This window comes from Streptomyces sp. B15, from assembly GCF_018070605.1.
Lineage (GTDB): Bacteria > Actinomycetota > Actinomycetes > Streptomycetales > Streptomycetaceae > Streptomyces > Streptomyces smyrnaeus.
Map to the genome: position 1 here is coordinate 13,820 of NZ_JAGPXJ010000074.1, position 25,456 is coordinate 39,275.

The 25,456-nt window shown below is 72.5% G+C and carries 24 protein-coding genes; 15 read left to right on the plus strand and 9 right to left on the minus strand.

Annotated elements, in window-relative coordinates; translation table 11 throughout:
* The first annotated feature begins 29 nt into the window (after window positions 1-29).
* Genes KBY19_RS26870 through KBY19_RS26885 form a run of 4 tightly spaced genes read left to right on the plus strand, consistent with a single transcriptional unit; the run spans window position 30 to window position 4,351 of the window.
* A complete protein-coding gene (locus KBY19_RS26870) occupies window positions 30-1,424 on the plus strand; it encodes a cobyrinate a,c-diamide synthase (RefSeq protein WP_185016492.1) in 1,395 nt (464 codons plus the stop codon).
* Window positions 1,421-1,897: a cobalamin biosynthesis protein gene (locus KBY19_RS26875; protein ID WP_099879385.1), complete on the plus strand. Its 477-nt coding sequence runs from the start codon at window positions 1,421-1,423 to the stop codon at window positions 1,895-1,897. The genes KBY19_RS26870 and KBY19_RS26875 overlap by 4 nt, the downstream gene beginning before the upstream one ends.
* Window positions 1,894-2,997, plus strand: coding sequence for an Rv2231c family pyridoxal phosphate-dependent protein CobC (gene cobC / locus KBY19_RS26880; protein WP_210966865.1), 1,104 nt, complete (start codon window positions 1,894-1,896; stop codon window positions 2,995-2,997). The genes KBY19_RS26875 and cobC overlap by 4 nt, the downstream gene beginning before the upstream one ends.
* A 40-nt stretch (window positions 2,998-3,037) precedes the next feature.
* Complete coding sequence (locus KBY19_RS26885) at window positions 3,038-4,351, plus strand: alpha/beta fold hydrolase (protein WP_099879389.1); 1,314 nt, start codon at window positions 3,038-3,040, stop codon at window positions 4,349-4,351.
* Window positions 4,352-4,354: 3 nt separating this feature from the next.
* Here the strand turns inward: KBY19_RS26885 and KBY19_RS26890 are convergent, their stop codons facing one another.
* From KBY19_RS26890 to KBY19_RS26905, 4 genes are all read right to left on the minus strand, one after another.
* Window positions 4,355-4,759, minus strand: coding sequence for a DUF1992 domain-containing protein (locus KBY19_RS26890; RefSeq protein ID WP_210966866.1), 405 nt, complete (start codon window positions 4,757-4,759; stop codon window positions 4,355-4,357).
* Window positions 4,756-5,511: a DsbA family oxidoreductase gene (locus tag KBY19_RS26895; protein WP_210966867.1), complete on the minus strand. Its 756-nt coding sequence runs from the start codon at window positions 5,509-5,511 to the stop codon at window positions 4,756-4,758. Before KBY19_RS26895 ends, KBY19_RS26890 begins: the two co-directional genes overlap by 4 nt.
* 28 nt (window positions 5,512-5,539) lie before the next feature.
* Window positions 5,540-6,952, minus strand: coding sequence for a carboxyl transferase domain-containing protein (locus KBY19_RS26900; protein WP_210966868.1), 1,413 nt, complete (start codon window positions 6,950-6,952; stop codon window positions 5,540-5,542).
* 242 nt (window positions 6,953-7,194) lie between these two features.
* Window positions 7,195-8,289 (minus strand): amidohydrolase family protein, encoded by a 1,095-nt coding sequence (locus KBY19_RS26905; protein WP_099879397.1) that lies wholly within the window; start codon window positions 8,287-8,289, stop codon window positions 7,195-7,197.
* A 516-nt stretch (window positions 8,290-8,805) separates the two neighbouring features.
* Here KBY19_RS26905 and ectA point away from each other — a divergent pair.
* From ectA to thpD, 4 genes are all read left to right on the plus strand, one after another.
* On the plus strand, window positions 8,806-9,321 hold the full coding sequence (gene ectA, locus KBY19_RS26910; RefSeq protein WP_099879399.1) for a diaminobutyrate acetyltransferase: 516 nt from the start codon (window positions 8,806-8,808) through the stop codon (window positions 9,319-9,321).
* Between the two features lie 92 nt (window positions 9,322-9,413).
* Complete coding sequence (gene ectB / locus KBY19_RS26915) at window positions 9,414-10,682, plus strand: diaminobutyrate--2-oxoglutarate transaminase (protein WP_099879401.1); 1,269 nt, start codon at window positions 9,414-9,416, stop codon at window positions 10,680-10,682.
* A 141-nt stretch (window positions 10,683-10,823) separates the two neighbouring features.
* Window positions 10,824-11,228 (plus strand): ectoine synthase, encoded by a 405-nt coding sequence (locus tag KBY19_RS26920; RefSeq protein ID WP_210966869.1) that lies wholly within the window; start codon window positions 10,824-10,826, stop codon window positions 11,226-11,228.
* Window positions 11,229-11,422: 194 nt separating this feature from the next.
* Window positions 11,423-12,322: an ectoine hydroxylase gene (thpD, locus tag KBY19_RS26925; RefSeq protein WP_099879405.1), complete on the plus strand. Its 900-nt coding sequence runs from the start codon at window positions 11,423-11,425 to the stop codon at window positions 12,320-12,322.
* Window positions 12,323-12,386: 64 nt separating this feature from the next.
* Here thpD and KBY19_RS26930 read toward each other — a convergent pair whose 3' ends face one another.
* Both KBY19_RS26930 and KBY19_RS26935 read right to left on the minus strand, forming a co-directional pair.
* Complete coding sequence (locus KBY19_RS26930; RefSeq protein WP_099879407.1) at window positions 12,387-13,451, minus strand: aminotransferase class V-fold PLP-dependent enzyme; 1,065 nt, start codon at window positions 13,449-13,451, stop codon at window positions 12,387-12,389.
* Window positions 13,452-13,584: 133 nt separating this feature from the next.
* Window positions 13,585-15,111 carry an aldehyde dehydrogenase (NADP(+)) gene (locus tag KBY19_RS26935; protein WP_099879409.1) on the minus strand — a complete coding sequence of 509 codons (1,527 nt, stop codon included), beginning with the start codon at window positions 15,109-15,111 and terminating at the stop codon, window positions 13,585-13,587.
* 155 nt (window positions 15,112-15,266) lie between these two features.
* Here KBY19_RS26935 and KBY19_RS26940 point away from each other — a divergent pair, with 155 nt between their 5' ends.
* The 5 genes from KBY19_RS26940 to KBY19_RS26960 all read left to right on the plus strand — a co-directional run bounded on the left by KBY19_RS26940 (window position 15,267) and on the right by KBY19_RS26960 (window position 20,742).
* The gene (locus tag KBY19_RS26940) at window positions 15,267-16,037 is read left to right on the plus strand and encodes an IclR family transcriptional regulator (RefSeq protein ID WP_185016496.1); all 771 of its coding nucleotides are present in this window, start codon (window positions 15,267-15,269) and stop codon (window positions 16,035-16,037) included.
* Between the two features lie 136 nt (window positions 16,038-16,173).
* Window positions 16,174-17,154 (plus strand): hypothetical protein, encoded by a 981-nt coding sequence (locus KBY19_RS26945; RefSeq protein ID WP_210966870.1) that lies wholly within the window; start codon window positions 16,174-16,176, stop codon window positions 17,152-17,154.
* A gap of 45 nt (window positions 17,155-17,199) precedes the next feature.
* On the plus strand, window positions 17,200-18,534 hold the full coding sequence (locus KBY19_RS26950; protein ID WP_099879413.1) for a sensor histidine kinase: 1,335 nt from the start codon (window positions 17,200-17,202) through the stop codon (window positions 18,532-18,534).
* Window positions 18,531-19,190: a response regulator transcription factor gene (locus KBY19_RS26955; protein WP_099879415.1), complete on the plus strand. Its 660-nt coding sequence runs from the start codon at window positions 18,531-18,533 to the stop codon at window positions 19,188-19,190. The genes KBY19_RS26950 and KBY19_RS26955 overlap by 4 nt, the downstream gene beginning before the upstream one ends.
* Before the next feature lie 79 nt (window positions 19,191-19,269).
* Window positions 19,270-20,742, plus strand: a complete 1,473-nt coding sequence (locus KBY19_RS26960; protein ID WP_210956133.1) for a penicillin-binding transpeptidase domain-containing protein — start codon at window positions 19,270-19,272, stop codon at window positions 20,740-20,742.
* 6 nt (window positions 20,743-20,748) lie between these two features.
* Here KBY19_RS26960 and KBY19_RS26965 read toward each other — a convergent pair whose 3' ends face one another.
* Together KBY19_RS26965 and KBY19_RS26970 are read right to left on the minus strand one after the other, a co-directional pair.
* Window positions 20,749-21,984, minus strand: coding sequence for a hypothetical protein (locus KBY19_RS26965; protein WP_099879419.1), 1,236 nt, complete (start codon window positions 21,982-21,984; stop codon window positions 20,749-20,751).
* Window positions 21,984-23,009 (minus strand): 5-dehydro-4-deoxyglucarate dehydratase, encoded by a 1,026-nt coding sequence (locus tag KBY19_RS26970; RefSeq protein ID WP_185016499.1) that lies wholly within the window; start codon window positions 23,007-23,009, stop codon window positions 21,984-21,986. The genes KBY19_RS26965 and KBY19_RS26970 overlap by 1 nt, the downstream gene beginning before the upstream one ends.
* A 306-nt stretch (window positions 23,010-23,315) precedes the next feature.
* On the opposite strand from KBY19_RS26970, the gene KBY19_RS26975 reads away from it, so the two are divergent.
* Both KBY19_RS26975 and KBY19_RS26980 read left to right on the plus strand, forming a co-directional pair.
* The gene (locus KBY19_RS26975; RefSeq protein WP_185019341.1) at window positions 23,316-24,173 is read left to right on the plus strand and encodes an NAD(P)-dependent oxidoreductase; all 858 of its coding nucleotides are present in this window, start codon (window positions 23,316-23,318) and stop codon (window positions 24,171-24,173) included.
* 169 nt (window positions 24,174-24,342) lie between these two features.
* Window positions 24,343-24,624, plus strand: a complete 282-nt coding sequence (locus KBY19_RS26980; protein WP_245225218.1) for a GlsB/YeaQ/YmgE family stress response membrane protein — start codon at window positions 24,343-24,345, stop codon at window positions 24,622-24,624.
* Window positions 24,625-24,692: 68 nt separating this feature from the next.
* Here the strand turns inward: KBY19_RS26980 and KBY19_RS26985 are convergent, their stop codons facing one another.
* Window positions 24,693-25,151, minus strand: coding sequence for an SRPBCC family protein (locus KBY19_RS26985; RefSeq protein ID WP_099886378.1), 459 nt, complete (start codon window positions 25,149-25,151; stop codon window positions 24,693-24,695).
* Between the last annotated feature and the right edge of the window lie 305 nt (window positions 25,152-25,456).

Genomic DNA, 25,456 nt, shown 5'->3' on the forward strand with positions numbered 1-25,456 from the left:
TCCTCCGCGCACCCTCGGGGGGCCGCCGCGTGATCCGGGTACCGCGTCTGGTGGTCGCCGCGCCGTCCTCCGGGAGCGGCAAGACGACGGTGGCGACCGGGCTGATGGCCGCGTTCGCCGGGCGCGGGCTGGCCGTCTCCCCGCACAAGGTCGGCCCCGACTACATCGACCCCGGCTACCACGCGCTGGCGACCGGCCGTCCGGGGCGCAACCTGGACGCGTATCTGTGCGGTCCCGAGCGGATCGCGCCGCTGCTGGGGCACGCCGCCGCCGGAGCGGATCTGGCGGTGGTCGAGGGCGTGATGGGGCTGTACGACGGGGCCGCCGGACAGGGCGAGCTGGCGTCGACCGCACATGTCGCCAAGCTGCTGCGCGCCCCGGTGGTGCTGGTGGTCGACGCGTCGTCGCAGTCGCGCTCGGTGGCCGCGCTGGTGCACGGATTCGCCTCCTGGGACCCCGAGGTGCGGGTCGCGGGCGTGGTGCTGAACAAGGTGGGTTCCGACCGGCACGAGGAGCTGCTGCGCGAGGCGCTGGACGGCTCGGGGGTGCCGGTGCTCGGCGTGCTGCGCCGTACGAAGGTGGTGCGCGCGCCCTCCCGGCACCTGGGGCTGGTGCCGGTGGCCGAGCGGCGCGCGGAGGCCGTGGAGTCGGTGGCGGCACTCGCTGAGCGGGTGCGCGAAGGGTGCGACCTGGAGGCGCTGCTGGCGCTGGCGCGGCAGGCTCCGCCGCTGCCCGACCAGGCGTGGGACCCGGGCGCCGAGGTGGGCGCCGAGCCGGTGTCCCGCGCGCCGCGGGTGGCGGTGGCCGGCGGTGAGGCGTTCACCTTCTCGTACGCCGAGCACGCCGAGCTGCTGCGTGCCTCGGGTGCCGAGGTCGTCGGTTTCGACCCGCTGCGGGACGAGGCGCTGCCGCACGGCACGGCCGGGCTCGTGATCGGCGGCGGTTTCCCGGAGGTATACGCTCCGGAGTTGGCCGAAAATCGCCCCCTGCGCAGACAGATCGCGGCCTTCGGCGGGCCGGTCGCGGCCGAGTGCGCCGGGCTGCTGTATCTGGCACAGGAGCTGGACGGCAAGCCGATGTGCGGCGTCCTCGACGCGCACGGGCGGATGGCGGAGCGGCTGACCCTGGGCTACCGCGAGGCGGTGGCCGTCGCGGACAGCGCCCTCGCCGAGGCGGGCACCCGCGTGCGGGGCCACGAGTTCCACCGCACCGAGTTGCTGCCGGGCGCGGGGCAGGTGCCCGCCTGGGGGCTGGTGCGGCCCGAGCGCCGTACGGACGGTTTCGTCCAGGGCAATGTGCACGCCTCCTATCTGCATGTGCACTGGGCGGCGGCGCCCCGGATGGCGGCGCGGTTCGTGGCGCGGTGTGCCGAGCGGTGGGCGGCGGGGAGCGCGACGGGGGACGAAGCGGGGAAGACGGCATGAGTCCGTTCGGCGCGGAAGCGGGGCCGGGGCCCCGGCTCGTCACCGTCGGGGTGGGCACCTGTGCCGGTGTGACGGCCGAAGAGGTGCTGGGGCTGGTGGATGACGTGCTGCGGGCCGCGAGGCCGGCGGCGGGCGAGGCGGCGGCGCTGGCGACCGTCCAGGCGCGGGCCGAGGAGCCGGGGCTGCTGCTGGCGGCACGCAAGCTGGGCTTGCCGCTGATCGCCTACGACGCCCGGACGCTGGCCCGCGTTCGGGTGCCGCACCCCTCGGACTTCTCCCGTACGGCTGTGGGCACGCCCTCCGTCGCCGAGGCTGCGGCGCTGCTGGCCAGCGGCGGGGGCAGCGGGACGACGGTGCAGGGAGGCGCTCCGGTGCTGCTGGTGCCCAAGACCAGAGCGCGGCCGGCGGCAGGCGCTCCGGTGCGCGCCACCGCCGCTGTGGCCGCCATCGCCGTTCCCGGGAGGGAGTTGTGAACGCGTACGGAAGCCCCGCGGACGACGCGCTGCGGCACCACGGGGACGCGGAGGTACGCGGCGCCGGCAGCGGGTTGACCGACCTCGCCGTCAACGTCCGTACCGGCACTCCCCCGGCGTGGCTGCGCGAGCGGCTGGCGGCCTCGCTGGCGACGCTGGCCGCCTATCCGGACAGCGGTCCCGCCCGCCGGGCGGTGGCCGAGCGGCACGGGCTGCCGCCGGACCAGGTGCTGCTGACGGCAGGCGCCGCGGAGGCGTTCGTCCTGCTCGCCCGGGCCCTTCCGGCGCGCCGCCCGGTCGTGGTGCACCCGCAGTTCACCGAACCGGAGGCGGCGCTGCGCGACGCGGGCCACCGGGTGGAGCGGGTGCTGCTGCGGCCCGAGGACGGCTTCGGGCTGGACGTCGGCGCCGTACCGCCCGAGGCGGATCTGGTGGTGGTGGGCAATCCCACCAACCCGACCTCCGTGCTGCACCCCGCCGCGGCCCTGGCCCAGCTCGCCCGCCCGGGCCGCACGCTCGTCGTCGACGAGGCGTTCGTGGACGCCGTACCGGGCGAGCGGGAGTCGCTGGTGCCGCTGCTGGGACAGCTGCCGGGGCGGACGGTCGTACTGCGCAGCCTCACCAAGACCTGGGGCCTGGCCGGACTGCGCGTCGGCCATGTGCTGAGCGACCCGCAGACGGTGCGGACACTGGCGCACCAGCAGCCGCTGTGGCCCGTCTCGGCCCCGGCGCTGGTGGCGGCCCAGGTGTGCAGCACGCCGGACGCGCTGGAGGAAGCACAGGCCGCCGCCCGGCAGTTCGCGGCGGACCGTGACCATCTGCGCAAGCAGCTGGCACAGTTGCACACGGCAGGACTGAGTGAGGCGACGCCCACGCCTGAGGGACCGTTCCTGCTGGTGGGACACCCGCATGCGGCAGCGCTGCGGGACCGGCTGCGCGCACTGGGCTTCGCCGTACGGCGCGGGGACACCTTCCCGGGGCTGGGCCCGGAGTGGTTCCGGATGGCGGTACGGGACCGGGCCACGACCGACCGGTTCATCGCCGCACTGCACCGAGCGCTGGAGACGCTGGATGCGCCTCACGCCCCCGGCGGGCGTTGACCGGTCCCGCGCCGTCACCACCACAGGAGGAACGACCCCTATGCCCACCACACTGCGGCACCACGGCACCGTGCTGACCGACCACTTCTTCCCCGTACCGCTCGACCACGCGCGTCCGGACGGCGAACAGATCGAGGTGTTCGCCCGGGAGGTGGTCGCAGCCGAGCGGGAGGGCGAGCAGCTGCCGTGGCTGCTGTTCCTCCAGGGCGGGCCCGGCAACGGGTCGCCCCGCCCGGTCGGCCCGGCCGACTGGCTCCGCGTCGCGCTGCGGCACCACCGGGTGCTGCTGCTCGACCAGCGCGGCACCGGCCGCTCCACACCCGCCAACCGGCAGTCCCTCGCGGCGCGCGGCACACCGGCACAACAAGCCGACCATCTGGCGCACTTCCGAGCGGACTCGATCGTGCGTGACGCGGAGCTGATACGCGAACGGCTGCTGGGCGAGGGGACACGGTGGTCGACGCTGGGGCAGAGCTTCGGCGGCTTCTGCACGCTGACCTACCTCTCACTGGCTCCGGAGGGCGTCCAGGAGGCTTTCGTGACGGGCGGCCTGCCGGGGCTGCGCACCAGTGCGGAGGACGTCTACCGCGCGTCCTATCCCCGGGTCGCGGCCAAGAACGCGGCGCACTACGCGCGCTACCCGCAGGATGTGGAGACGGTACGGCGGATCGCCGCCCACCTGGCGGAGCACGAGGTGCGGCTGCCGGACGGGAGCCCGCTGACGGTGGAGCGGTTCCAGTACCTGGGTCTGCTGCTGGGTCAGGGCTCCGGCTCCCACACGCTGCACTACCTGCTGGAGAGCGCGTGGATCAGCGGCGCCGCCGGACCTGAGCTCTCGGACACGTTCCTGGAGGGTGTACGGGCGCAGGTCTCGCTGGCGGCCAGTCCGCTGTTCGCCGCGCTGCACGAACCGATCTTCGCGCAGCGCTCGGTCAGTGCCGAGGGCACCCGGTGGGCGGCGCAGCGGGTGCGGGAGGAGTTCCCGCAGTTCGACGCGGAGCGTGCGCTGGCGGCCGGCGAACCGGTGCTGCTGACCGGGGAGATGATCTACCCCTGGATGTTCGACCTCGACCCGGCGCTGGTGCCGCTGCGCGAGGCGGCGCACCTGCTGGCCGAACGGAGCGACTGGCCGGACCTGTACGACACCGAGCGACTGGCCGGCAACGAGGTGCCCGTCTACGCGGCGGTCTACGACGACGACATGTACGTCGACCGCGACCACTCGCTGCAGACCGCACGCGCCGTGCCCCGCGTCCGCACCTGGCTGACCGGCGAGTGGGAGCACGACGGGCTGCGCGTCAGCGAAGGAAAGGTGCTGGAGCACCTGTTCTCGATGGCGCGCGGCGAGCGGTGACTCCTACCGGCGGGATCGATCCGAACGCCATTCCCGCACAGCGCTCTCCACATCGAACGGGACCAGCCGGTGCGGCGGGCCCTCCAAGGGGTGGCGGATCGCCTCGTCGATCCTGGCGTTGATCTCCTTCAGGATCGAGCGCACCTCGGCCTCCGAACGCGCCTGGGCGGCCCGCTCGCGGGCCTCCTGCGCCTCCTTGCGGAGGGCGAGGGAGGGCGGCAGGTAGGTCAGGTTCTCGTCGCGCATCTTGCGCTCGACCCACCACTGTTCGGTGTACGGCTTGTCGAGGCCGGGCAGCGGCTTGCCGGCGCCGGGGAGGTTGGCGAACTCGCCGCGCTCCTCGGCCTCCCGGATCTGCCGGTCCGCCCAGCTCTCGAAGCTGACTCCCGGCGGCTTGCGTTCGGTCACGGCGCGTCCTCCGTACGCTGGGCGGGCACCTCGCACGTTCCATCGTCACATGCCGCTGCCCCGTCCGGTCCGGGTGTGCCGGCAGCCGCCGCCACCCGGACCAGCCCGCCCGCCGCCGCATACGCCTGCTCCAGCGCCTGGGTGAAGACCTCGGCGGGCTGTCCGCCGGAGACACCGAAGCGGCGGTCCAGCACGAAGAACGGCACCCCGGTGGCGCCGAGCGCCGCGGCCTCGCGCTCGTCGGCGCGCACGTCCTCGGCGTAGGCGTCCTCGTCGGCGAGCACCCGGCGCACCTCGGCCTCGTCGAGTCCGGCACCGGTGGCGACCGAGACGACGGTCTCCGGTTCGCCGAGGGGCCGCAGGTCGGCGAAGTTGGCGCGGTAGAAGGCGTCCAGCAGCGCGGCGTGCGCCGCGGGGCCCTGCCGCGCGGCGTGGTGCAACAGGCGGTGCAGCGCGAACGTGGAGCCGTTCATTAGGCGCCCTGACGCATAGCCCAGGCCCTCCGCGTGCGCGGCCTCGGCGACCCGCGCCTCGGCCGCCCGGGCCTGCTCGGGCGTCAGACCGTACTTGTCCGCCAGCAGCCGGGTGACCGGCAGCCCGGTAGGCGCGCCCGCGTTCGGGTCGAGCTCGAAGGAACGGTGCACCACCTCCACCTCGTCGCGGTGGGCGAAGGCCGCCAGGCCCTTCTCGAAACGGGCCTTGCCTATGTAGCACCAGGGGCAGGCGATGTCCGACCAGATCTCTACGAGCATGTCCGCTCGAACCACCGCCGCGCGCCCGCTATTCCTCGTCGGGCCGGAGCTCCGGCCGGGGGACGCCGGGTGTCCTCGCCGCGCCGTGTGCCGTTTCCACCACCCCCCGTGCCACATCCAGCTCGACGGCGTCCTGGGGGCGCAGCCGCAGCTCCTCGGCGGTCCGGGGCACCTGGTCGGGGTCCCGTTTGAGGATGGCGGCGGCCGCCTCCGGCGCGATGACGGAGAAGTAACTGTCCGGGGTGACCCACAGTCGGCCGGGGGCGGCCAGTGCGAGGGCGCCGCCCGAGCCGCCCTCGCCGATGAGCAGCGAGGTGATCGGGACGGTGGCCTCGGCGACGGCGGTGAACACCTCGGCGATGGCGGGGCCCGCGCCCGCCCGCTCGTCCTCCGGCCCATTGGCGGCACCGGGCGTGTCGATCAGGGTGAGGACGGGGATGCGCAGCCGTCCGGCCATCCGGACGAGGCGGGCGACGGTGCGGTAGCCGGCCGGGCGGGTCGGTGTGCCGCACTGCGCCGCGTAGGCGACCGCACGGCCCTCGTGCAGCCCGAACCCGCACAGCACGCCCGCGTCGGTGCCCGAGCAGCGGTCGCCGCCGATCTCCTCGCGGCCGGTGAGGAAGGCGTCCAGGTAGGCGGCGGCACGGGGGCGGCCCGCCGCACGGGCCCGCGCGACGGCTTCCGGGCCGCTGTCGGGCAGTCGGCCGCAGGCGGTCGGACCGGGCAGCGCGTACGGCACCGGGACGGGTTCGGGCCGCTGGGGCCGGTCGGCGCTCCCGCCCAGCAGGGTGAGCCAGCGGGAGAGCGCCGTGGGAAGTTCGGCTTCCGGTACGATCCGGTCGATGTGGCCGGCGGCGTGCTGGGCCTCGACGGTGTACGCGGCGGGATCGGCCTCGGGGGGCCGTACCCGCGAGCCGGCGAAGGCGGCCTGTGCGCCGGGCAGGCCGAGCACCACGTCGGCTCCCGCGGCGAGGGTGGCCCACCCGCCGCCCGTCGTCGGGTCGCGGACGACCGCCAGCTGCGGCAGCCCGGCGGCGGCGGTCAGCGCGGTCTGCCGGGCCACCCGCTGGAGCTGGACGAGGGCGCGCATGCCCTCCTGCATCCGGCTGCCGCCGGTGGCCACCAGCGTGACGACGGGCAGCCGCAGCTCGCGCGCCCTGGTGTGGGCCGCCTCGATGCGGTCGCCCGTGCGCTCCCCCAGCGAGCCGCCGAGGTAGCCGAACTCGAAGCCGAGCAGGACGGCGTCGGTCCCGCCGATCCTTCCCGTGCCGCACACCACGGATTCCGTTTCCCCGGTGCGGTCCTGCGCTCTCGCGCGCATCTCGTCATATCCGGGCCACCCCAGAGGGCCGTCCGCTGTCGAGGGCCGATCCTTGGGCGGGTCGAACTCCGTGAACCCACTCGCTACCTGGGACAGCAAGGTGCGTGCCGTTGGCCTCATGTCTCCAGGTTGCCGTACCTGTGGCCCGCATGGGGGCTGCGCTTGCCAGCCCTGCGCCTGGGGGTACCCCCTGCTCGAAGAGCTTGGGGGAGCAGACCCCCCCAAGCACAGCAGGCGCAGGGCAGACGCGCCCCGTCAGGGGCGCGGGGAACTGCGCGAGCGGCCACTGGGGGTACCGCCCGGCCGAAGGCTGGGGGAGCACCCGCAGACCGCGAACTACGCCAAGGGGCACCCCCTCCCCGTCACCGCACGACACGGCCCCGCAACACCACATGGCTCGGAGCCTCGAGCACGCGCACATCCGCCCGTGGGTCGGTCTCATAAACAACGAAGTCCGCGGGGGCGCCCTCGGACAGGGCCGGGCGTCCCAGCCAGCTGCGGGCACCCCAGGTGGCGGCGGAGAGCGCGTCCAGTACCGGTATGCCCGCCTTGACCAGTTCGCCGACCTCCTGGCCGACGAGCCCGTGCGCCAGGGACCCGCCGGCGTCGGTGCCGGTGAAGACGGGGATGCCCGCCTCCCAGGCGGCGCGCACGGTGTCGTAGCGGCGGGCGTGCAGCTCGCGCATGTGGGAGGCCCAGCGGGGGAACTTCCCCTCGCCGCCCGCCGCGAGGGTCGGGAAGGTGGCGATGTTGACCAGGGTGGGCACGATGGCGACGCCGCGCTCGGCGAGCAGCGGGATGGTCTCCTCCGTCAGCCCGGTGGCGTGCTCGACGCAGTCGATGCCGGACTCCACCAGATCCGGCAGCGAGTCCTCGGCGAAGCAGTGCGCGGTCACCCGGGCACCCTCCTCATGGGCCGCCGCGATGGCCTCCTCGACGGCCCAGCGCGGCCAGCAGGAGCTCAGATCGCCCTTGTCCCGGTCGATCCAGTCGCCGACGAGCTTGACCCAGCCGTCGCCTCGTCGCGCCTCGCGGCGCACGTACGCCGCCAGGTCGCCGGGCTCGATCTCGTGTGCGTAGTTGCGGATGTAGCGGCGTGTACGGGCGATGTGGCGGCCGGCGCGGATGATGCGGGGCAGGTCGTCCCTCTCGTCGATCCAGCGGGTGTCGGAGGGCGACCCGGCGTCGCGCAGCAGCAGCGCGCCCGCCTCCCGGTCGGTGAGCGCCTGCTTCTCGCTGGTCGAGTCGTCCACGGGGCCGTGCGCGTCCAGTCCGACATGGCAGTGCGCGTCCACCAGGCCCGGCAGCACCCAGCCGGTCAGCTCGGTGGGCTCGCCGCCGCCCCGGGCCGGCCGCTCATAGGTGACGCGCCCGTCCACCACCCACAGTTCGTCCCGTACGTCCTCGGGCCCGACCAGCACCCGCCCCTTGATATGCAGACTCGCGCACTCGCTCATGCCCGCACTGTACGAGTGCGTCACAGGGCGGCGTCCAGGGAGCGTTCCCGGCCCGGCGCAGCCGCGGACGGCCGCCGGGTGAACGCCGGTGGGCACGAAAGCGAAGAAAGAGATCGGCGAAAACGCAGACACGCCGTAAGCTCCGGCTTTACGATGCAATCCAGGGAGCTTTTCGGGTGTAGTCGCCCGTATTCTTCTGCCCGCTTTCCGCCAGCTCAAACGCTAAGATTTCGTTAGCTTCGTCGCAGCTTCGCCGCACTAATCTCCGGCGGTTCACAAGGACGTTATCGGACTGTGACGCACTCAACAAGTCGACTGCTATACACGGACATGTCCGCTTAAGCAGGGGCCGAACGCGACGGTCCAGCGCGCCCGCCCGCCCGCGCGCGATAACACAGGTCCCCCCTTCCGTGTAACCCCTTTCCCCCGTGCAGTTTCAGATTCTGCTGGGTAAATTGAATTCGCATGACCGCCGCACAAGCAGACCATGCACGTGCCCATAGAGACTTTCTCGAAATGCCGGAGGGACTGAAGCTCGACACACCCCGTGTGGACGACGGAGCCGCGATCTGGCGCATCGCCCGCGACTCGAAGACCCTCGATCTGAACTCCTCGTACAGCTACCTGCTGTGGTGCCGCGACTTCGCCGCGACCTCGGTGGTCGCCAGGGACGGCGCGGGCGAGCCGGTCGGTTTCATCACCGGCTACATCCGTCCGCAGCAGCCGGGCACCCTCCTCGTCTGGCAGGTCGCCGTGGACGAGGCGGCCCGGGGCCGCGGGCTCGCGGCGGCGATGCTGGACGGGCTGACGCTCCGCGTCGCCGACGAGTACGGCATCGACACCGTCGAGACCACGGTCACCCCGGACAACACCCCCTCCAACCGGCTGTTCACCTCCTACGCGCAGCGCCACTCGGCCGCGGTCGCCAAGGACGTGCTGTTCGACGCCGCCCTCTTCCCCGAGGACGGCCACCTGCCGGAAGTGCTGTACCGGATCGGTCCGGTCGTGTTTCCCGGCGCATCGAAGCGCTGACGTATACGGCCGCACACCCGCGGGTAGGCACCGTCGCCGACCGCCCATAACCAGACTTTTCTTCCCCACGCGACTCACTCCAGGAGCAAGCTGTGACCATCACCCAGCCGGACCTCAGCGTCTTCGAAACCGTGGAGTCGGAGGTGCGCAGCTACTGCCGTGGCTGGCCGACCGTCTTCGACCGGGCGCAGGGCGCGCACATGTACGACGAGGACGGCCACACCTACCTCGACTTCTTCGCCGGAGCGGGCACCCTCAACTACGGCCACAACAACCCGGTGCTCAAACGGGCCCTCCTGGACTACCTGGAGCGCGACGGCGTCGTGCACGGGCTCGACATGTCCACCAGCGCCAAGCGTGCGTTCCTGGAGACGTTCCAGGAGCTGGTCCTCAAGCCGCGCGGGATGAACCACAAGGTGATGTTCCCGGGGCCGACCGGCACCAACGCGGTGGAGGCGGCGCTGAAGCTGGCCCGCAAGGTCAAGGGCCGCGAGTCGATCGTCTCGTTCACCAACGCCTTCCACGGCATGTCGCTGGGCTCGCTCGCGGTCACCGGTAACGCCTTCAAGCGCGCCGGCGCCGGCATCCCGCTGGTGCACGGCACCCCGATGCCGTTCGACGACTACCTCAACGGCACCACCGAGGACTTCGTCTGGTTCGAGCGGCTCCTGGAGGACCAGGGCTCCGGGCTCAACAAGCCCGCGGCCGTCATCGTCGAGACGGTGCAGGGCGAGGGCGGCATCAACGTCGCCCGCGCCGAGTGGCTGCGCGCCCTGTCCGACCTGTGCGAGCGGCACGACATGCTGCTGATCGTCGACGACATCCAGATGGGCTGCGGCCGCACCGGCGCCTTCTTCTCCTTCGAGGAGGCGGGCATCAAGCCGGACATCATCACGCTGTCGAAGTCGATCGGCGGCTACGGGATGCCGCTGGCGCTCACCCTGTTCAAGCCGGAGCTGGACATCTGGGAGCCGGGCGAGCACAACGGCACCTTCCGCGGCAACAACCCGGCCTTCGTCACCGCCACCGCGGCCCTGCAGACCTACTGGGCCGACGGCCAGATGGAGAAGCAGACCCTCTCCCGCGGCGAGCAGGTCGAGGCCCAGCTCAAGGCCATCGCCGAGGAGCACTCCGAGGACGTGGCCGACCACCGCGGCCGCGGCCTGGTGTGGGGCCTGGAGTTCCACAACAAGAGCCGTGCCAACGCCGTGGCCAAGCGCGCCTTCGAGCTGGGGCTGCTCATCGAGACCTCCGGTCCGCAGAGCGAGGTCGTCAAACTCCTGCCCTCGCTGACCATCTCCCCCGAGGAGTTGGACGAGGGCCTGCGGATCCTGGCGCGGGCTGTCCGCGAGACCGCCTGACCCACAAGACGTGGCCCGTCCCGGCTGTCTCAGCCGGGACGGGCCACTTTCCGTAATGGACACCTGTGGAAGCAGTTTTGTCCGAAATGGACAACAAAAGGCCTCTTCCATAGGCGACACAGAGAAAGGCACCATCAGACCGTGATCGTTCGTTCCTTCAAGGACATCGAGAACACCGACCGACACGTCAAGGCGGCGTCGGGCACCTGGGAGAGCAAGCGCATCGTTCTCGCGAAGGAGAAGGTGGGCTTCTCCCTGCACGAAACGGTTCTCTACGCGGGCACCGAGACGTCGATGTGGTACGCCAACCACATCGAGGCCGTGCTCTGCGTCGAGGGCGAGGCGGAACTGACCAACGACGAGACCGGCGAGAAGCACTGGATCTCCCCCGGCACGATGTACCTGCTCGACGGGCACGAGAAGCACACGATGCGCCCGAAGACCGACTTCCGCTGCGTGTGCGTCTTCAACCCGCCGGTCACCGGCCGGGAGGACCACGACGAGAACGGCGTCTACCCGCTGCTCACCGAGCCTGACGACGGCTGAACCGAGGGCTGAGCGGCGACGCGCCGCAGCACCGTCGCGCCGAAGCGCCGACGTGCTGACACGCTGAGGCACAGCCATGCCACGCTGAGGCACAGCCCCGCCGTGATTGGGGGACCGTTCGCCGGTCCACTTCGGCCGTCTCGGCCGTTTCGCCAAGTGAACAGGGCCGTACGAGAGGAGAGGAAGGCACTTCCATGACCACCGCACCCGAGCGCACCGCCGACCTGTACCCGACTCGCGGGACCACCGAGGTGGCCATCCCGCGGATGGACCCCGTCGTGTGGTCCGAACCGGGTACGCCGGGGCCCATCGAGGCCGCGGACCTGGCGGGCTTCGAGCGGGACGGGTTCCTCGCCATCGACCAGCTCATCGGACCCGACGAGGTCGATGTGCTGCGCGCGGAACTGGAACGGCTCACCTCGGATCCGGAGATGCGTGCGGACGAACGCTCGATCGTCGAGCCGAAGTCGCAGGAGATCCGGTCCGTGTTCGAGGTGCACAAGATCAGCGAGGTCTTCGCACAGCTGGTGCGGGACCCGCGCGTCGTGGGCAGGGCACGGCAGATCCTGGGCTCGGACGTCTACGTCCACCAGTCCCGGATCAACGTCAAGCCGGGCTTCGGCGCCACAGGGTTCTACTGGCACTCTGACTTCGAGACCTGGCACGCGGAGGACGGTCTGCCCCGGATGCGGACCGTGTCGGTCTCGATCGCGCTGACGGAGAACTACGACACCAACGGCGGCTTGATGATCATGCCGGGGTCGCACAAGACCTTCCTCGGCTGTGCGGGCGAGACGCCGAAGGACAACTACAAGAAGTCGCTGCAGATGCAGGACGCGGGGACACCGACCGATGAGTCCCTGACCAAGTTCGCCGAAGCACACAGCATCAAGCTGTTCACCGGCAAGCCCGGCTCGGCGACCTGGTTCGACTGCAACTGCATGCATGGAAGCGGTGACAACATCACTCCGTACCCGCGGAGCAACGTGTTCATCGTCTTCAACAGCGTCGAGAACGAGGCGGTGGAACCCTTCGCCGCGCCGGTCCGCCGCCCCGAGTTCGTCGGGGCGCGGGACTTCACACCCGTGAAGTGACCCGGACGGTGTCCCACTGAGGCGGGGGCGGAGCCGTACGCGGCTCCGCCCCCGTGCCGCGCTCTCAGCCCGCGAGCAGATCGAGCAGCCGGTCCACGTCCGCCTCGGTGTTGTGGACGTGGAAGCCCGCGCGCAGATTGCCGTTGCGCTCCGAGACCGACACCCCGGCGTCGGCGAGCCGGTCCACGGCGTGCCCGAGTCCGGGCACCGCGACGATGGCCGAGTCCCCCGGCACCGGCTCGTGTCCGCCGCCGAGCTGCGCGACTCCCTTGCGGAAGCGGTCGGCCAGCGCCCGGTCGTGCGCCCCGATCGCCTCCGGCCCGCCCAACTCCTCGATCAGCGCGAGCGAGCGCACGGCACCCAGATACGGCAGGAAGGGCACCGACTCCGCGTACGCGCGCGCGTCCGGTGCGAGCCGCGCGATGGGCCCGTAGCAGTCCTCCCAGGGCGAGGCCCCCGCCACCCACCCCGCATGCAGCGGCAGCACCGCCCGCGCCTGTTGGGCCTGGGAGGAGACGACAAGGAACGAGGCGCCGCGCGGACACAGCAGCCACTTGTAGGCGCCGCACACCACGTAGTCGTAGTCGTCAGCGCTGAACGGCAGCCAGCCGGCCGCCTGCGTCACATCCAGCAGTACACGTGCGCCGGCGGCGCGGGCCGCCGACCGGACGGCGGGCAGGTCGGCGATGCGCCCGTCCGCCGACTGCACGGCGCTGAGGGCCACCAGCGTGGTGGAGGGCTCCACCGCCTCCGGGAGGTCGGCGAGCGGCACGGTGCGCAGGGTGATGTCGTCGCGCACCGTGAACGGGTTGACGACGGAGCTGAATTCGTCCCGCGGTGCGAGGACTTCGGCCCCGGGCGGGAGGGAAGCGGCGATCATCCCGGTGTGCGTGGACACCGCGCTGCCGGCCGCCACACGGTCGGGTGTCGTACCGGCGATCCGCGCGAAGGCGGCGCGGGCCTCGTCCACCTCCGCGTAGTAGGCCGCCTGGTCGATGCGGCCCACGGACATGGCGGCGGCGGCCTCGCCGACCGCCGCTACCGCGCGGGCGGGGAGCAGGCCGTGGGAGGGGGTGTTGAAGTAGGTGACCTCGGGGTCGAACTCGGCGGCAAGCAGGCGTTGGTCCATCCACCCAGTGTCGGGGGGCGGGTGCTCCCGGTCCACCGCATTGTGCGCCCCCGGTCCTCCCCGCCCCCGGCGCCGAAGCGGTGAGGCCAGGGGCAGGGGGCTGCGGGGGGCGGTGTCTTCGCGCCGGGCTCCGTCACTCCCGGGTGCCGTCGACCCTTCGCGGCAGGCCCAGGGGGTTGTCGTCCCGCAGTTCGGGCGGAAGCAGGGCCGCGGGGGTGTCCTGGAAGGCCACAGGCCGCAGCCAGCGCTCGATGGCGGTGGCCCCCACGGAGGTCGAGGTCGAGGTGGTGGCCGGGTACGGCCCCCCGTGGTGCTGGGCCGGAGCGACGGCGACCCCGGTGGGCCAGCCGTTCACCAGCACCCGGCCCGCCAGTGCGGTGAGCCGCTCCACCAACGAGGCGGCGCCCTCCGCGCCGGCCGCCTCTGCGGAGCCGAGGTGCACCGTGGCGGTGAGGCTGCCGGGCACCCTCCCCAGCACGGTGTCGATCTCGGCGTCGTCCGCGTAGCGGACGACCACGGTCACCGGACCGAAGCACTCCTCCAGCAGCAGCTCGTGCTCCTCGCCCAGCGCACCGGCGGCGACGGTGAACAGGCCGGGCCGCACGGTCCGCTCGTCGTCGCCGGCCCCGGCGACGACCGGCGCCTCGACGCGCTCGAGTGCCGACCGTTCGGCCACGCCCGCCAAGAACGCCTCCCGCATCCGGTCGTCGAGCAGATGGCCGGGGGCCGTGGCGCGCAGGGCGTCGGACAGCTTGTCGAGCATCCGGTCGCCGTCGCCACCCTCGGGGACGAAGACCAGACCGGGCTTCACACAGAACTGGCCGGTGCCCAGGGTCATGGAGGCGCCGAGGCCCTCCCCGATCTGCTCGGCGCGCTCGGCGACGGCCTCCCGGGTGATCACCACCGGGTTGAGGGAGCCGAGTTCACCGTGGAAGGGGATGGGCCGGGGCCGGGCGGCGGCCGCGTCGAAGAGGGCACGGCCGCCCTTGACCGAGCCGGTGAAGCCCGCGGCCGACACCAGCGGGTGCCGCACCAGTTCGACGCCCGCCTCGAACCCGTACACGACGGAGACGACGTCTTCGGGCAGCCCCGAGTCGGCGGCGGCGGCCCGCAGCGCTGCCCCGCACAGTGCGGAGGTGGCGGGGTGGTCGGGGTGGGCCTTGACCACGACGGGACAGCCGGCGGCGAGTGCGCTGGCGGTGTCGCCGCCGGGGACGGAGAAGGCCAGCGGGAAGTTGGAGGCGGCGTAGACGGCGACGACACCGATCGGCAGCTTGTAGCGGCGCAGATCGGGGCGGGGCGGGGTGAGGTCGGGCGCGGCGTGGTCGATGATGACATCGAGGTAGCCGCCCTCCTCGACCTCGTCGGCGAAGGCCCGCAACTGTCCTGTCGTACGCGCGAGTTCGCCGGTCAGCCGGGGCTCGCCCAGGGCGCTCTCGGCGTCCGCTGCCGCGACGATGCGCTCGCCGTCGGCTTCGAGGCGCTTGGCGGCGGCACGCAGGAAGGCCGCGCGGACGGTGCGGTCGGCGAGCGCGGGGAGCGCCTCGTGCGCGGCCCGTACGGCGGCGTCCACGTCGGCCGCCGTGGCCTCGTCGGCGACCCGTTCCCGCTGCTTTCCGGTACGGGGGTCGACGCTCCACACTGGTACTGCTGCTGCCACCGGAGTCCTCCTGGTCCTGCGGAACCGATCTCCTACAGGCGTCACACACAGCCTTCTTGGCCCTGCGAGCCGTCTTGTTCGGTATGCTGAACAATATCCCTGTAGGTGAATTCCTACGGGACTGTAGGTCTGCGCGAACAGAGGGGTCAAGGTCGATGTCGGGTACCGAGACGGGGGGTTCGCAGGTCAAATCGGCCGTGCGGACGGTGGAACTGCTCGAATTCTTCGCGGGGCGACCCGGGATGCACACCCTCGCCGCCGTGCAGGAGGCGGTCGGATACCCCAAGTCGAGCCTCTACATGCTGCTGCGCACGCTGGTCGACCTCGGCTGGGTGGAGACGGACGCCACCGGCACCCGGTACGGGATCGGGGTGCGGGCACTGCTGGTGGGGACCTCGTACATCGACGGCGACGAGGTGGTGGCCGCGGCCAAGCCCACCTTGGACCGGCTCTCGGACGACACCACGGAGACCATCCACCTGGCACGGCTGGACGGTACCAACGTCGTCTACCTCGCGACCCGCCAGTCCCAGCACTATCTGCGCCCCTTCACCCGCGTCGGCCGGCGCCTGCCCGCGCACTCGACGTCGCTGGGCAAAGCCCTGCTGGCGACGTACCCGGACGAACAGGTGCGCAAGATGCTGCCGGAGTCCCTGGCACAGCTGACCGAGCACACCCTCACCGACCGGGAGCAGCTGATCGAGGAGCTGCAACTGGTGCGCGAGCAGGGCTACGCCGTGGACCGCGAGGAGAACACGCTGGGGCTGCGCTGCTTCGGCGTCGCCATCCCCTACCGGACCCCGGCCCGGGACGCCATCAGCTGCTCGGTGCCGGTGGCCCGGCTGACACCCGCGCACGAGCAGATGATCAAGGACGCGCTGTTCGACGCCAGGGACCGGCTGATGCACGCCACCCGCACGCTCTGACACATCGCGGCCCAGGGCAGGGCCGCCCGGCTGCGGCGCTTCTCCACCCTGCGGGCGGTCGCCTCCGCCGCGTGGCCGAGGCGGTTCGTCGTACGGCAGGACGTGCCGCTCCGGCCGACCGGGGAGCGTGGTGGCCATGGAGAGAGCCAAGAGCATCATCGCCGCCCTCGCGGTGGCCGCCTGCCTGCCGTATCTGGTCCTGAAGCTCGTCTGGCTGACGGGCGGACACCTCGGCATCCCCGAAGGCAGCCGACTTCTCGACAGCGGCGCCACGATGTGGATCCTCAACGCGCTGACCGTCGCCATGGACGGCACCGTCATCGTGCTCGTGCTCGCTCTCACCCGCCCCTGGGGCCGGCGGCTCCCCGCAGCGGTACTCGCACTGCCCCTGTGGATCGCCTGCGGACTGCTCGGCCCGATCGCGGTGGCCTTCCCCCTGCAGACGCTGTACGGAGCGCTGAGCGGCAGCACCGGCGGTAGCGGCGGGGACGGTGGAGCCGACAAGCTGCTGGAAGGCTGGGTGTGGACGCTCGTCTACACCGGTTTCACCGTCCAGGCGCTCACTTTGAGCTCGCTGTTCGTGCTCTACGTACGCAACCGCTGGGGCGCGCTGCTGCGCTCCCCGCTCCACCTGGGCGAGACCGAACCGGACAGCACGCCCCGGTGGCATCGGTACGGCTTGTCCGCCGCGGTGCTCGTGGCGCTCCCCTGCGTCGCGGGACACGCCGTGCGGATGGCCGACGGCAGTACGGACAGCCGCATCACTGATGCGACGTTCCTGCTGTACGTCTTCGCCGCCCTCGCGGCAGTCGCGAAGCTGCTGCGTACGGGCGGAGCCGAGCGCCGCTCCAAGGCCCGGCTGTGGCCGACGCTGGCCGCCGCCTGGACCGGCTCCGGTGTGCTGGCGTGCTGGGGCGGCTGGCTGCTGCTCGGGGCGCTGACGGGTGGCGGCCGGACACTGGGCCAGGAGACGACCGGCGCCGCACTGCTGACCTACTCTTGCCAGACGCTCGTCGGACTGCTGCTCGCGACACTGGCCGCGCCGCGGCTGCGCCACCGGGCACAGCTGTCGACGCCCCGCCCGGTCTCCGGCGCGACAGCGCGGCAGCACACCTGAGAGCGCGTACGAACATCGGGGCGCGTACACACATCGGGGGACGGCATGACGGGACGGCCGCCGGGTCGGGGCAGGGTACGGACCTTCGCACTGCGCTGGGTGCATCTGCTGCAGGGCGGTGCGCTGCTGATGCCGTTCTATCTGCTGGTGAGCGTGGGAATCAGCATCGTGCGGCCCGGCGTCCGGCTGCTCGACTCGGGGTTCGGCCCCCAGTTCCTCGCCTTCGCGCTCTGCCTGCCGCTGGTCGCGCTGGCCGGGCTGCTCCCCGTCGTACGGGCGCTGGAGTCCGCTGCGGCACGCACACTGTGCGAACTCCCCGGCGGCACGCTCGCACTGGGGCCGGCCGGCTCGTGGGCGGCCCGACGCCGCTCGGCGGTCTGGTTCCCGCTGCACATCGGCCTCGGCGGGCTGGTGAGCGGCGCTTCGCTGGCGATCCCGCCGGCGGCCGCCGTCCTGCTGGCCTTCCCGTTCGTCCCGGCCCTGCGCAGCAAACAGTGGGCCTGGCCGTGGGACCACGAAGGCGGCGCGCTGTGGACGGCCCCGGTGGCCGGTGTCGCGCTGCTGGTGGCCCTGATCGCGGCCGTGCATGTGTCCGGGGACCTGCTGGCGCGCTGTGCGCCCGTACTGCTGGGGCCCACGCCCGCGGACCGGCTCGCCGCCGCCGAGCGCCGGGCCGCCGATCTGGCGGCCCGCAACCGGCTGGCACGCGAGCTGCACGACTCGGTCGGGCACGCGCTCAGCGCGGTGTCGCTCCAGGCGGGCGCCGCGCGCCGGGTACTGGACGACGACCCGCGGTTCGTACGGGAGGCGCTGGCCGCGATCGAGGAGACCAGCCGGGGCGCCGTGGCGGAACTGGACGCGGTCCTGGGGGTGCTCCGGGCCGGGGAGAGCGCACCGGCGGCGGGCCCCAGCCTGGCGGCCGGGCTGGAGACGCTGGTCGCCCGCTCACGCGCCACCGGCACCGACATCCGTCTCCGGGTCGACGACGCGCTGGGCCCTCTGGCGCTGCTGGACGCCCAGGTGTCGGCCGAGTCCTACCGCGTGGTGCAGGAGGGGCTCAGCAACGCGCTGCGGCACGCGCCGGGCGCGGCTGTGGACGTCCGGCTGGAGCGGCAGCGCTCCCCTCAGGGCGAGCTGCTGGCGGTCACCGTGGAGAACGCGGCGAGCGGCACGGGCCGGTCGCGCCCCTCGGGTGGTCGAGGGCTGGCCGGGATCGCCGAACGGGCCGCGCTGCTGGGCGGCACCGCGCGGGCGGACAACGAGGACGGGGTATGGCGGCTGACGGCCCGCCTGCCGCTGTCGCCCGCCGACAGCCGGCAGCAGCGCCCGGAAGCGCACGGTACGGGGCAGGAGAGCATGAGACAGGAGAGCACTCCATGACGGCGGCACCTCTGCGGGTCCTTCTCGCGGACGACGAGCACATGGTCCGTACGGCGCTACGGGCCATCCTGGCGAGCGAGCCGGGGATCGAACTCGCGGGCGAGGCGGCCGACGGCGACGAGGCGGTCTCCGCGGTGCGCGAGCTGCGCCCGGACGTGGTGCTGATGGACGTCCGTATGCCGCGCGTCGACGGCATCCGTGCCACGGAGCACCTGGTGCGGAGCATGGGTGAGGACGCGCCGCGCATCCTGATCCTGACCACCTTCGAGAACGACAGCTACGTCTACGACGCGCTGCGGGCCGGTGCCCACGGCTTCCTGCTCAAGCGTGCGACGGCCGAGGACCTGGTCGCGGGGGTCCGGCTGGTGGCGCGCGGCGAGTCGCTGCTGTTCCCCGCCGCCGTGCGCGCCCTGGCCGCCCACCACTCCAGGGACCGCCGCGCCGAGGCGCTCACCGCACGGCTCACCGACCGTGAGGCGGCGGTGCTGCGGCTGATGGCCCAGGGGCTGACCAACGCGGAGATCGCCGCACAGCTCACCGTCAGCACGGCGACGGCCAAGACGCACGTCGCCGGGGTGCTGGCCAAGCTGGGGGCCCGGGACCGCACCCAGGCGGTCATCCTGGCGTACGAGCACGGTGTGGTCACCCCGGGCTGACGGCGGTGTGAGATGAGAATGTCCTGAGAAGTCCGTTCAGCAGGAACCCGTGCCCCCTTCGGCCACGTTCTCCCACGGGATGAACAGGACGATCAGGCGTGCGGGCACCGTGACGCTGCTGCTGGTGATGGCGCTGCTGCTGCGGCTCACCTGGCTGCAGATGATGCACGGTGAAGCCCTCGCGGACAGCGACAAGAACCGACGCAACACCATCGAGCAGTACGCGCAGCCGTTCGGGGACATCTATGTGGGCGGCGAGCCGGTCACCGGCTCGAAGCGTGCCGAGGACGGCGGTGACCTGCGCTACAAGCGCACCTACACCGACGGTCCGCTCTACGCGCCCGTCACCGGCTACGCCTCCCAGGTGCGCGGCGCGACCCAGTTGGAGGGCATCTACCAGGACGTGCTCAACGGCACCGACGACCGCCTGAAGGACCCGCTGCAGATGCTGACCGGCGAGCAGGCGGAGCCGGGCAACGTCCTGACCACCATCGACCCGGACGTACAGCGCACCGGGTACCGGGCGCTGGGCGACAAGAAGGGCGCCGCGGTGGCGATCGACCCGGACAGCGGCGAGATCCTCGGCGCCGTCAGCACCCCCTCCTTCGACCCGTCGAGGATCAGCGGCAGCGGCTCAAACGACACGGCGGCCTGGGAGCAGCTGACCGAGCGCAGCGGCAACGGCAAGCACGACGACCGGCCGATGCTCAACCGCGCGCTGCGCCACGCCGTACCGCCGGGCTCGACGTTCAAGCTGGTGGTGGCCGCGGCGGCACTGGAGAACGACCTGTACTCCTCCGTGGACGAACCGACCGACAGCCCCGATCCGTACACCCTCAAGGGCACCTCCACGGTGCTGGAGAACGAGAACAAGTCGGCGCCCTGCGAGGACGCCTCACTGCGGACGGCGCTGCGCTACTCCTGCAACAACGTCTTCGCCAAGCTGGCGACCGATCTGGGAGCCGGGAAGCTGCGCGAGCAGGCCGAGAAGTTCGGCTTCAACGACGAGAAGCAGGACGTGCCCGTCCGCGCCGCCAAGAGCAACTTCCCCACCGAGATGGACGAGGCGCAGACCGGGCTGTCCGGCATCGGGCAGTTCGAGGTCACCGCGACCCCGCTGCAGATGGCGATGGTCTCGCAGGCCATCGCGCACAACGGCGAGCTGGTCGACCCGCACATGGTCTCCCGGGTGCAGGACGGCAACGGTCACACGCTCCAGTCGTACGAGGACCCGGACGCGCACCGGGTGATGAGCGAGCGCACCGCCGAGCAGCTGCGGTCGGCGATGGGCACGGTGGTGGACAAGGGCACCGGCAGCAACGCGCAGATCGACGGCCTCACGGTGGGCGGCAAGACCGGCACGGCCCAGCACGGTGTCGACAACAGCGGGATGCCGTACGCCTGGTTCACCTCCTGGGCCGAGACCGACTCCGGCGAGAAGGTCGCGGTCGCGGTCGTGGTGGAGGACTCGGACGCGGCCCGTGCCGAGGTCAGCGGCAACGGTCTGGCGGCCCCCATCGCCAAGAAGATGATGACGGCCGCACTCCGGTGAGCGGCGTCACGGCTGCCGTGCGAGCCCGGCGGTGACCGCTGCGAGGTCCTGGTCCGAGGCGAGTCCGGCGTGGTAGAGCCGCAGCTCGGTCGCGCCGAGTGCCTGCGCGTGCGCGGCGTCGTCGGCGAGCGTGTGCGGGCTGCCGCCCATGCCGGAGACAACGGTGAGGTTGGCGGCGAGCGTCACGCCGGGCCCGCCGTGCGCGGCGAACGGCCCGAGCGCGTCGCCGCGTGCGCCGCGGCCCTCGGGTCCGCCGGGGCAGGGGACGACGACCCCGTCGGCGTGGCCGAGCACATCGGCGGGGCGGGTGCCCGCGTTGGCGCCCGCCCGGTGCGGGGCCGGGTCGGCGTGCAGCAGTACCCGGAACGGGTCGGACGCGGCCTGCTGCCGTACCGCCGCGACCGCCTCGTGCTGGAGACGGCCGGCGGCCGCCTCCCGCCACTGCGCCACAAGGGCCGCCATCCGGGCGCCGAGCAGTTCCTCGACGGCCGCCCACTCCCCCGCCCTGCCGCTCCCGCGGTCCGGCGGCGCGGTGCGCTCGCCCCGCCACACCGGCTCCAGGGCGCGCACCACCTCGGCCCGCAGCCGCTCCGGGTCGCCGCCCAGCGCGGCGTAGCCCTCCTCGCACACGTCGCAGAAGCACAGTGACATCAGCGCGGTCGCGGCGCCGTCCAGCGGCACGCCGCCGATCTTGTCGTGGGCGTGCAGATGGGCGAACCCGTACCAGCCGCAGGACTCCAGTTCGGTACCGCGCGTCCCGGTGCCCGGGCGTACGGCCGCCTCGGCGGCCAACGCGACAGCGTAGGCCCGTACCTCGGGACGCGCGATGCAGGGCGCCCACGGGTAGCGGTCGCCGTAGGCGTTGCGGACGCTGGTGTGCGGAAACTCCTCCCCCAGCCGGGAGTTGTGGGCGAGCACCACCCAGGAGTGCACCTGCAGCCCCGCCTCGGTCAGCGCGCGTGCCGCCTCGGCGTACGGGCCGCCCGCATCGTCGCTGTCGACCCAGTTCTGCGGGTGGGGGCGCGGGGCGCCGGGTGGCCAGCGAGCAGGGTCGGGCGGATAGAGGACGGCGGAGTGCCGCGCCGTGACGATGCGGTGGCGGGGGTGGCGCGGGGTGAGGGCGCGCGTCGAGTGGTAGGCGGAGGCCAGGGTGACCTGCTGGATGCCCAGCGCCGCGAGGCGCTCGGGAGCTGCCGGGTCACCGACCACGTCCCAGGGGTAGACGAACGCGCCGGCCCGCATCAGCGCGCCCCTCCCCCGAACTGCGTCCGCGCGGTGCCGCCGGGCATCGAACCGGCCAGCTCCAGGCCCCGCTCCAGCAGCGCGCCCAACTCCTTGACGTGCGCGGGCGGCGGGTCGGACAGCGGGGGGCGCACCCCGCCGACATCCAGGCCGCGCAACCGCACTCCTGCCTTGACGAGCGAGACGGCGTATCCGCGGCCCTGGTTGCGCAGTTCGACGAACGGCACGTAGAAGCCGTCGAGCAGCGCCCGCACCGCCGCCTCGTCCTCCGCGGCGAGCGCCCGGTGGAAGGCGAGGGCGATCTCGGGTGCGAAGCAGAAGACGGCCGACGAGTAGAGGGCGACGCCCAGTCCCCGGTAGGCGAGTCCGGTCAGCTCGGCGGTGGGCAGCCCGTTGAAGTACCGGAAGTCCTCGTCGAGGCCCGCGCCGCGAACGGCGGTGATGATGCGCTGCAGCACGTCCGGGTCGCCGAGGCCGTCCTTGAAACCGATGATGCGTGGGTGGCGGGCGAGACGTACCACGGCGTCGGGGGTGAAGAGGGCGTTGTCGCGCTGGTAGACGACGGTGGGCAGCGCGGTGGCGTCCGCCAGCTCGGTGTAATGCCTCACGAGCCCGTCCTGGTCGGCCACCACGAGATACGGCGGCATCGCCAGCAGCCCGTCGGCACCCGCGGCCTCGGCCCGGCGGGCGAACTCCCGGGCGAGCGCGGGCCCGTAGCCGGCACCGGCCACCACCGGCACCCGGCCGTCGACCTCCGCCACGGCCGCGGTGACGCACGCGCTGAACTCCTCCGGCGCCAGCGCGTGGAACTCGCCCGTGCCGCAGCACACGAAGACGGCCCCCGCCCCGGCCTCCACGCCGCGCCGCACATGTGCGCGGAAGACGTCGAGATCGAGGGAGCCGTCGGGGGCGAAGGCCGTCACGGGGAAGAAGAGCAGCCCGTCGAGCCGCTCGGCGAGCGCCGGCCCCGGTGCCGGGGTACCGGGAGTCGGAGAGGGAGGGGGCGAGGACGGGGACGAGGGCATACGGCGCTCCTTGTGGCCTGGACGGGCGGGCGGGAGAGCCCTCCAGCCGTGCACTCTTCTGATAGCTGTCTACATTCCTGAACGACGGTCACGCTAAGGCAACAGCGCGCCACCGGTCAAGGCCGAAATCCCGTACGTCGGCCCCGACTTCGCCGCGTGGAACAGACCGGCACCCGCCACGCACGGCTCTCTTGACGGGCGTGTGGGCACTTCATAGCGTCTCCCCATATATGAACCGCGTCCATGGATGGAGACCTCGTGACGAGATCCCGGGGTCCGTGGAGAGACCGGATGGAGACCGCCACCATGCCCGAGAGCCCCACAGCGGAGTCCGCGCCCCGCACCGTCCTGCTCACCGGCGCCGCCGGGGGCCTCGGCACCCTGATGCGCGAACTGCTGCCCTCCTACGGCTACACACTGCGGCTGCTGGACATGCGCCCCGTCGAGGGCGAGCCCGACTCGCTCGTACTGGATCTGAGCACCGCGGACAGCGAAGCGCTGCGCGCCGCCGTACGGGGCGTGGACGCGATCATCCATCTGGCGGGGATCTCACTGGAGTCCACGTTCGAGAAGATCCTCGGCGCCAACATCCAGGGCACCTACGCGCTCTACGAGGCGGCACGCGCCGAGGGCGTACGCCGCGTCGTCTTCGCCTCCTCCAACCACGCGGTCGGCTTCACCCCGGTCCCCGAAATCGGCACCGGAGCGGCGGACGGCGGCGGCGCCCTGATCCCCGTGGACACCCCGCGCCGCCCCGACACCTTCTACGGCCTGTCCAAGTCCTTCGGCGAGGACCTCGCACAGCTCTACTGGGATCTGCACGGCATCGAGACCGTCTCCGTGCGCATCGGCTCCTGCTTCCCCGAACCGACCTCCGTACGGATGCTCTCGATCTGGCTCAGCCCCGCCGACGGCGCCCGCCTCCTCCACGCGGCGCTCACCGCCGAGGACGTCGGCCACACCGTCGTCTACGGCTCCTCCGCCAACACCCGGCTGTGGTGGGACCTGACCTCCGCCCGCGCCCTGGGCTACGAGCCGCGCGACGACTCGGAGCCGTTCGCGGCGAAACTCGTCGCCGAGCACGGGGAGTTGGACCCCGCCGACCCCGACCAGGCACATCTGGGCGGCCACTTCTGCACCCGTCCGCCCCGGTGGCCACACTGAGGGGGAGCTGAAGGGGGTGCTCGCGAAGCGGGACCCGGCAGGCATCATGGGGCCGCAACCGATCAGCCACGGGGAGGCCCCACCCATGCTCGCCACACCGCTCGCCCACCTCGCTCCGCTCACCCTGCTCGCCGACTCGGACAACGCGGACTCGGACCCGCTCTCCGACCTGGCGCGTTCCGGCGTACTGAGCTGGATCGTCCTCGGTCTGGTCGCGGGTACGGTGGCCAAGATCCTGCTGCCCGGCCGCGACCCGGGCGGCCTCGTGGGCACCGTACTGATCGGCATCGCCGGCGCCTTCATCGGCGGCTGGCTCTCCGCCACCTTCCTGGACCGCCCGATAGCCAACAATGTCGTCGACCCCGCCCTGTGGGTCGCCGCCATCGCCGGCTCCCTCGTCCTGCTGATCGTCTACCGCCTGCTCTTCGGCCACTCCCGCGACCGCCGCTAGGCCCTCTCGTCCGGATCGCGGGTGGGCCGCGGCTGTCGAGCGTCTCTCCCCCTCCGCAGCGCAAGACCTCAGCCGGTTCCGGCGGGCTGGCGCCCGTGCTCACGCACGGCGATGCGGGCCAGCTTCGTCAGCATCATGCCGTTGCGCACCGCGACGAGGTAGTTCACGGGGAGCCCGTGCATCCTCGTTCCGGGGCCCCGAAGGGGGTGCCAGTCGAGGACGAAGAGGGTGTGGTCGCCCCAGGGGATCAGATTCATCGCGATCCGGGCCGCACCGAAGGGGTCGGCCTTCGCCTCCAGTTCCAGGCGGCGTTGGGGTTCACAGATGCGGACGACACAGGTGTCGTCGAGGGTCATGGCTCCCACACCGACGCGGACCCGCAATCGGGCGCCTTTCGCGGGCCAGTGCGGGTCCGCGGCCAGGACCTGCCGGGTTCCGGTCACCCACTCCCCGTAGCGGTGGCCATCGGACAGCAGTCTCCACACCTCGGACGGTTCGCTCAGGATCAGCCGCCGGTTCCGGGCCACGCCGACCACACTCCTCCCAACAGCACCGTCGGCCCGGCGCCTGTGGGACGGAGCGCTACACCGGGCACCGACGCCGCCTCGCTGCTCGGCACACTTCAACGCTAACCGCGCGACCCTCAACAGGCACCCGCATCAGCAGCCCCACGTCCCGGGCAGCGGCGGGACGGCGCGCCTCACTCCGACGCAGGGGCCGGATACAGGGCGGTGCCGGACCGCAGCGGCGGGCAGTGCCGCACGCGTCAGCGGCCGAGCGGGAGGGGCGGGGGTTCGAGGGCGGGGGCCGGTGGGTGGTAGAAACGCGGAGG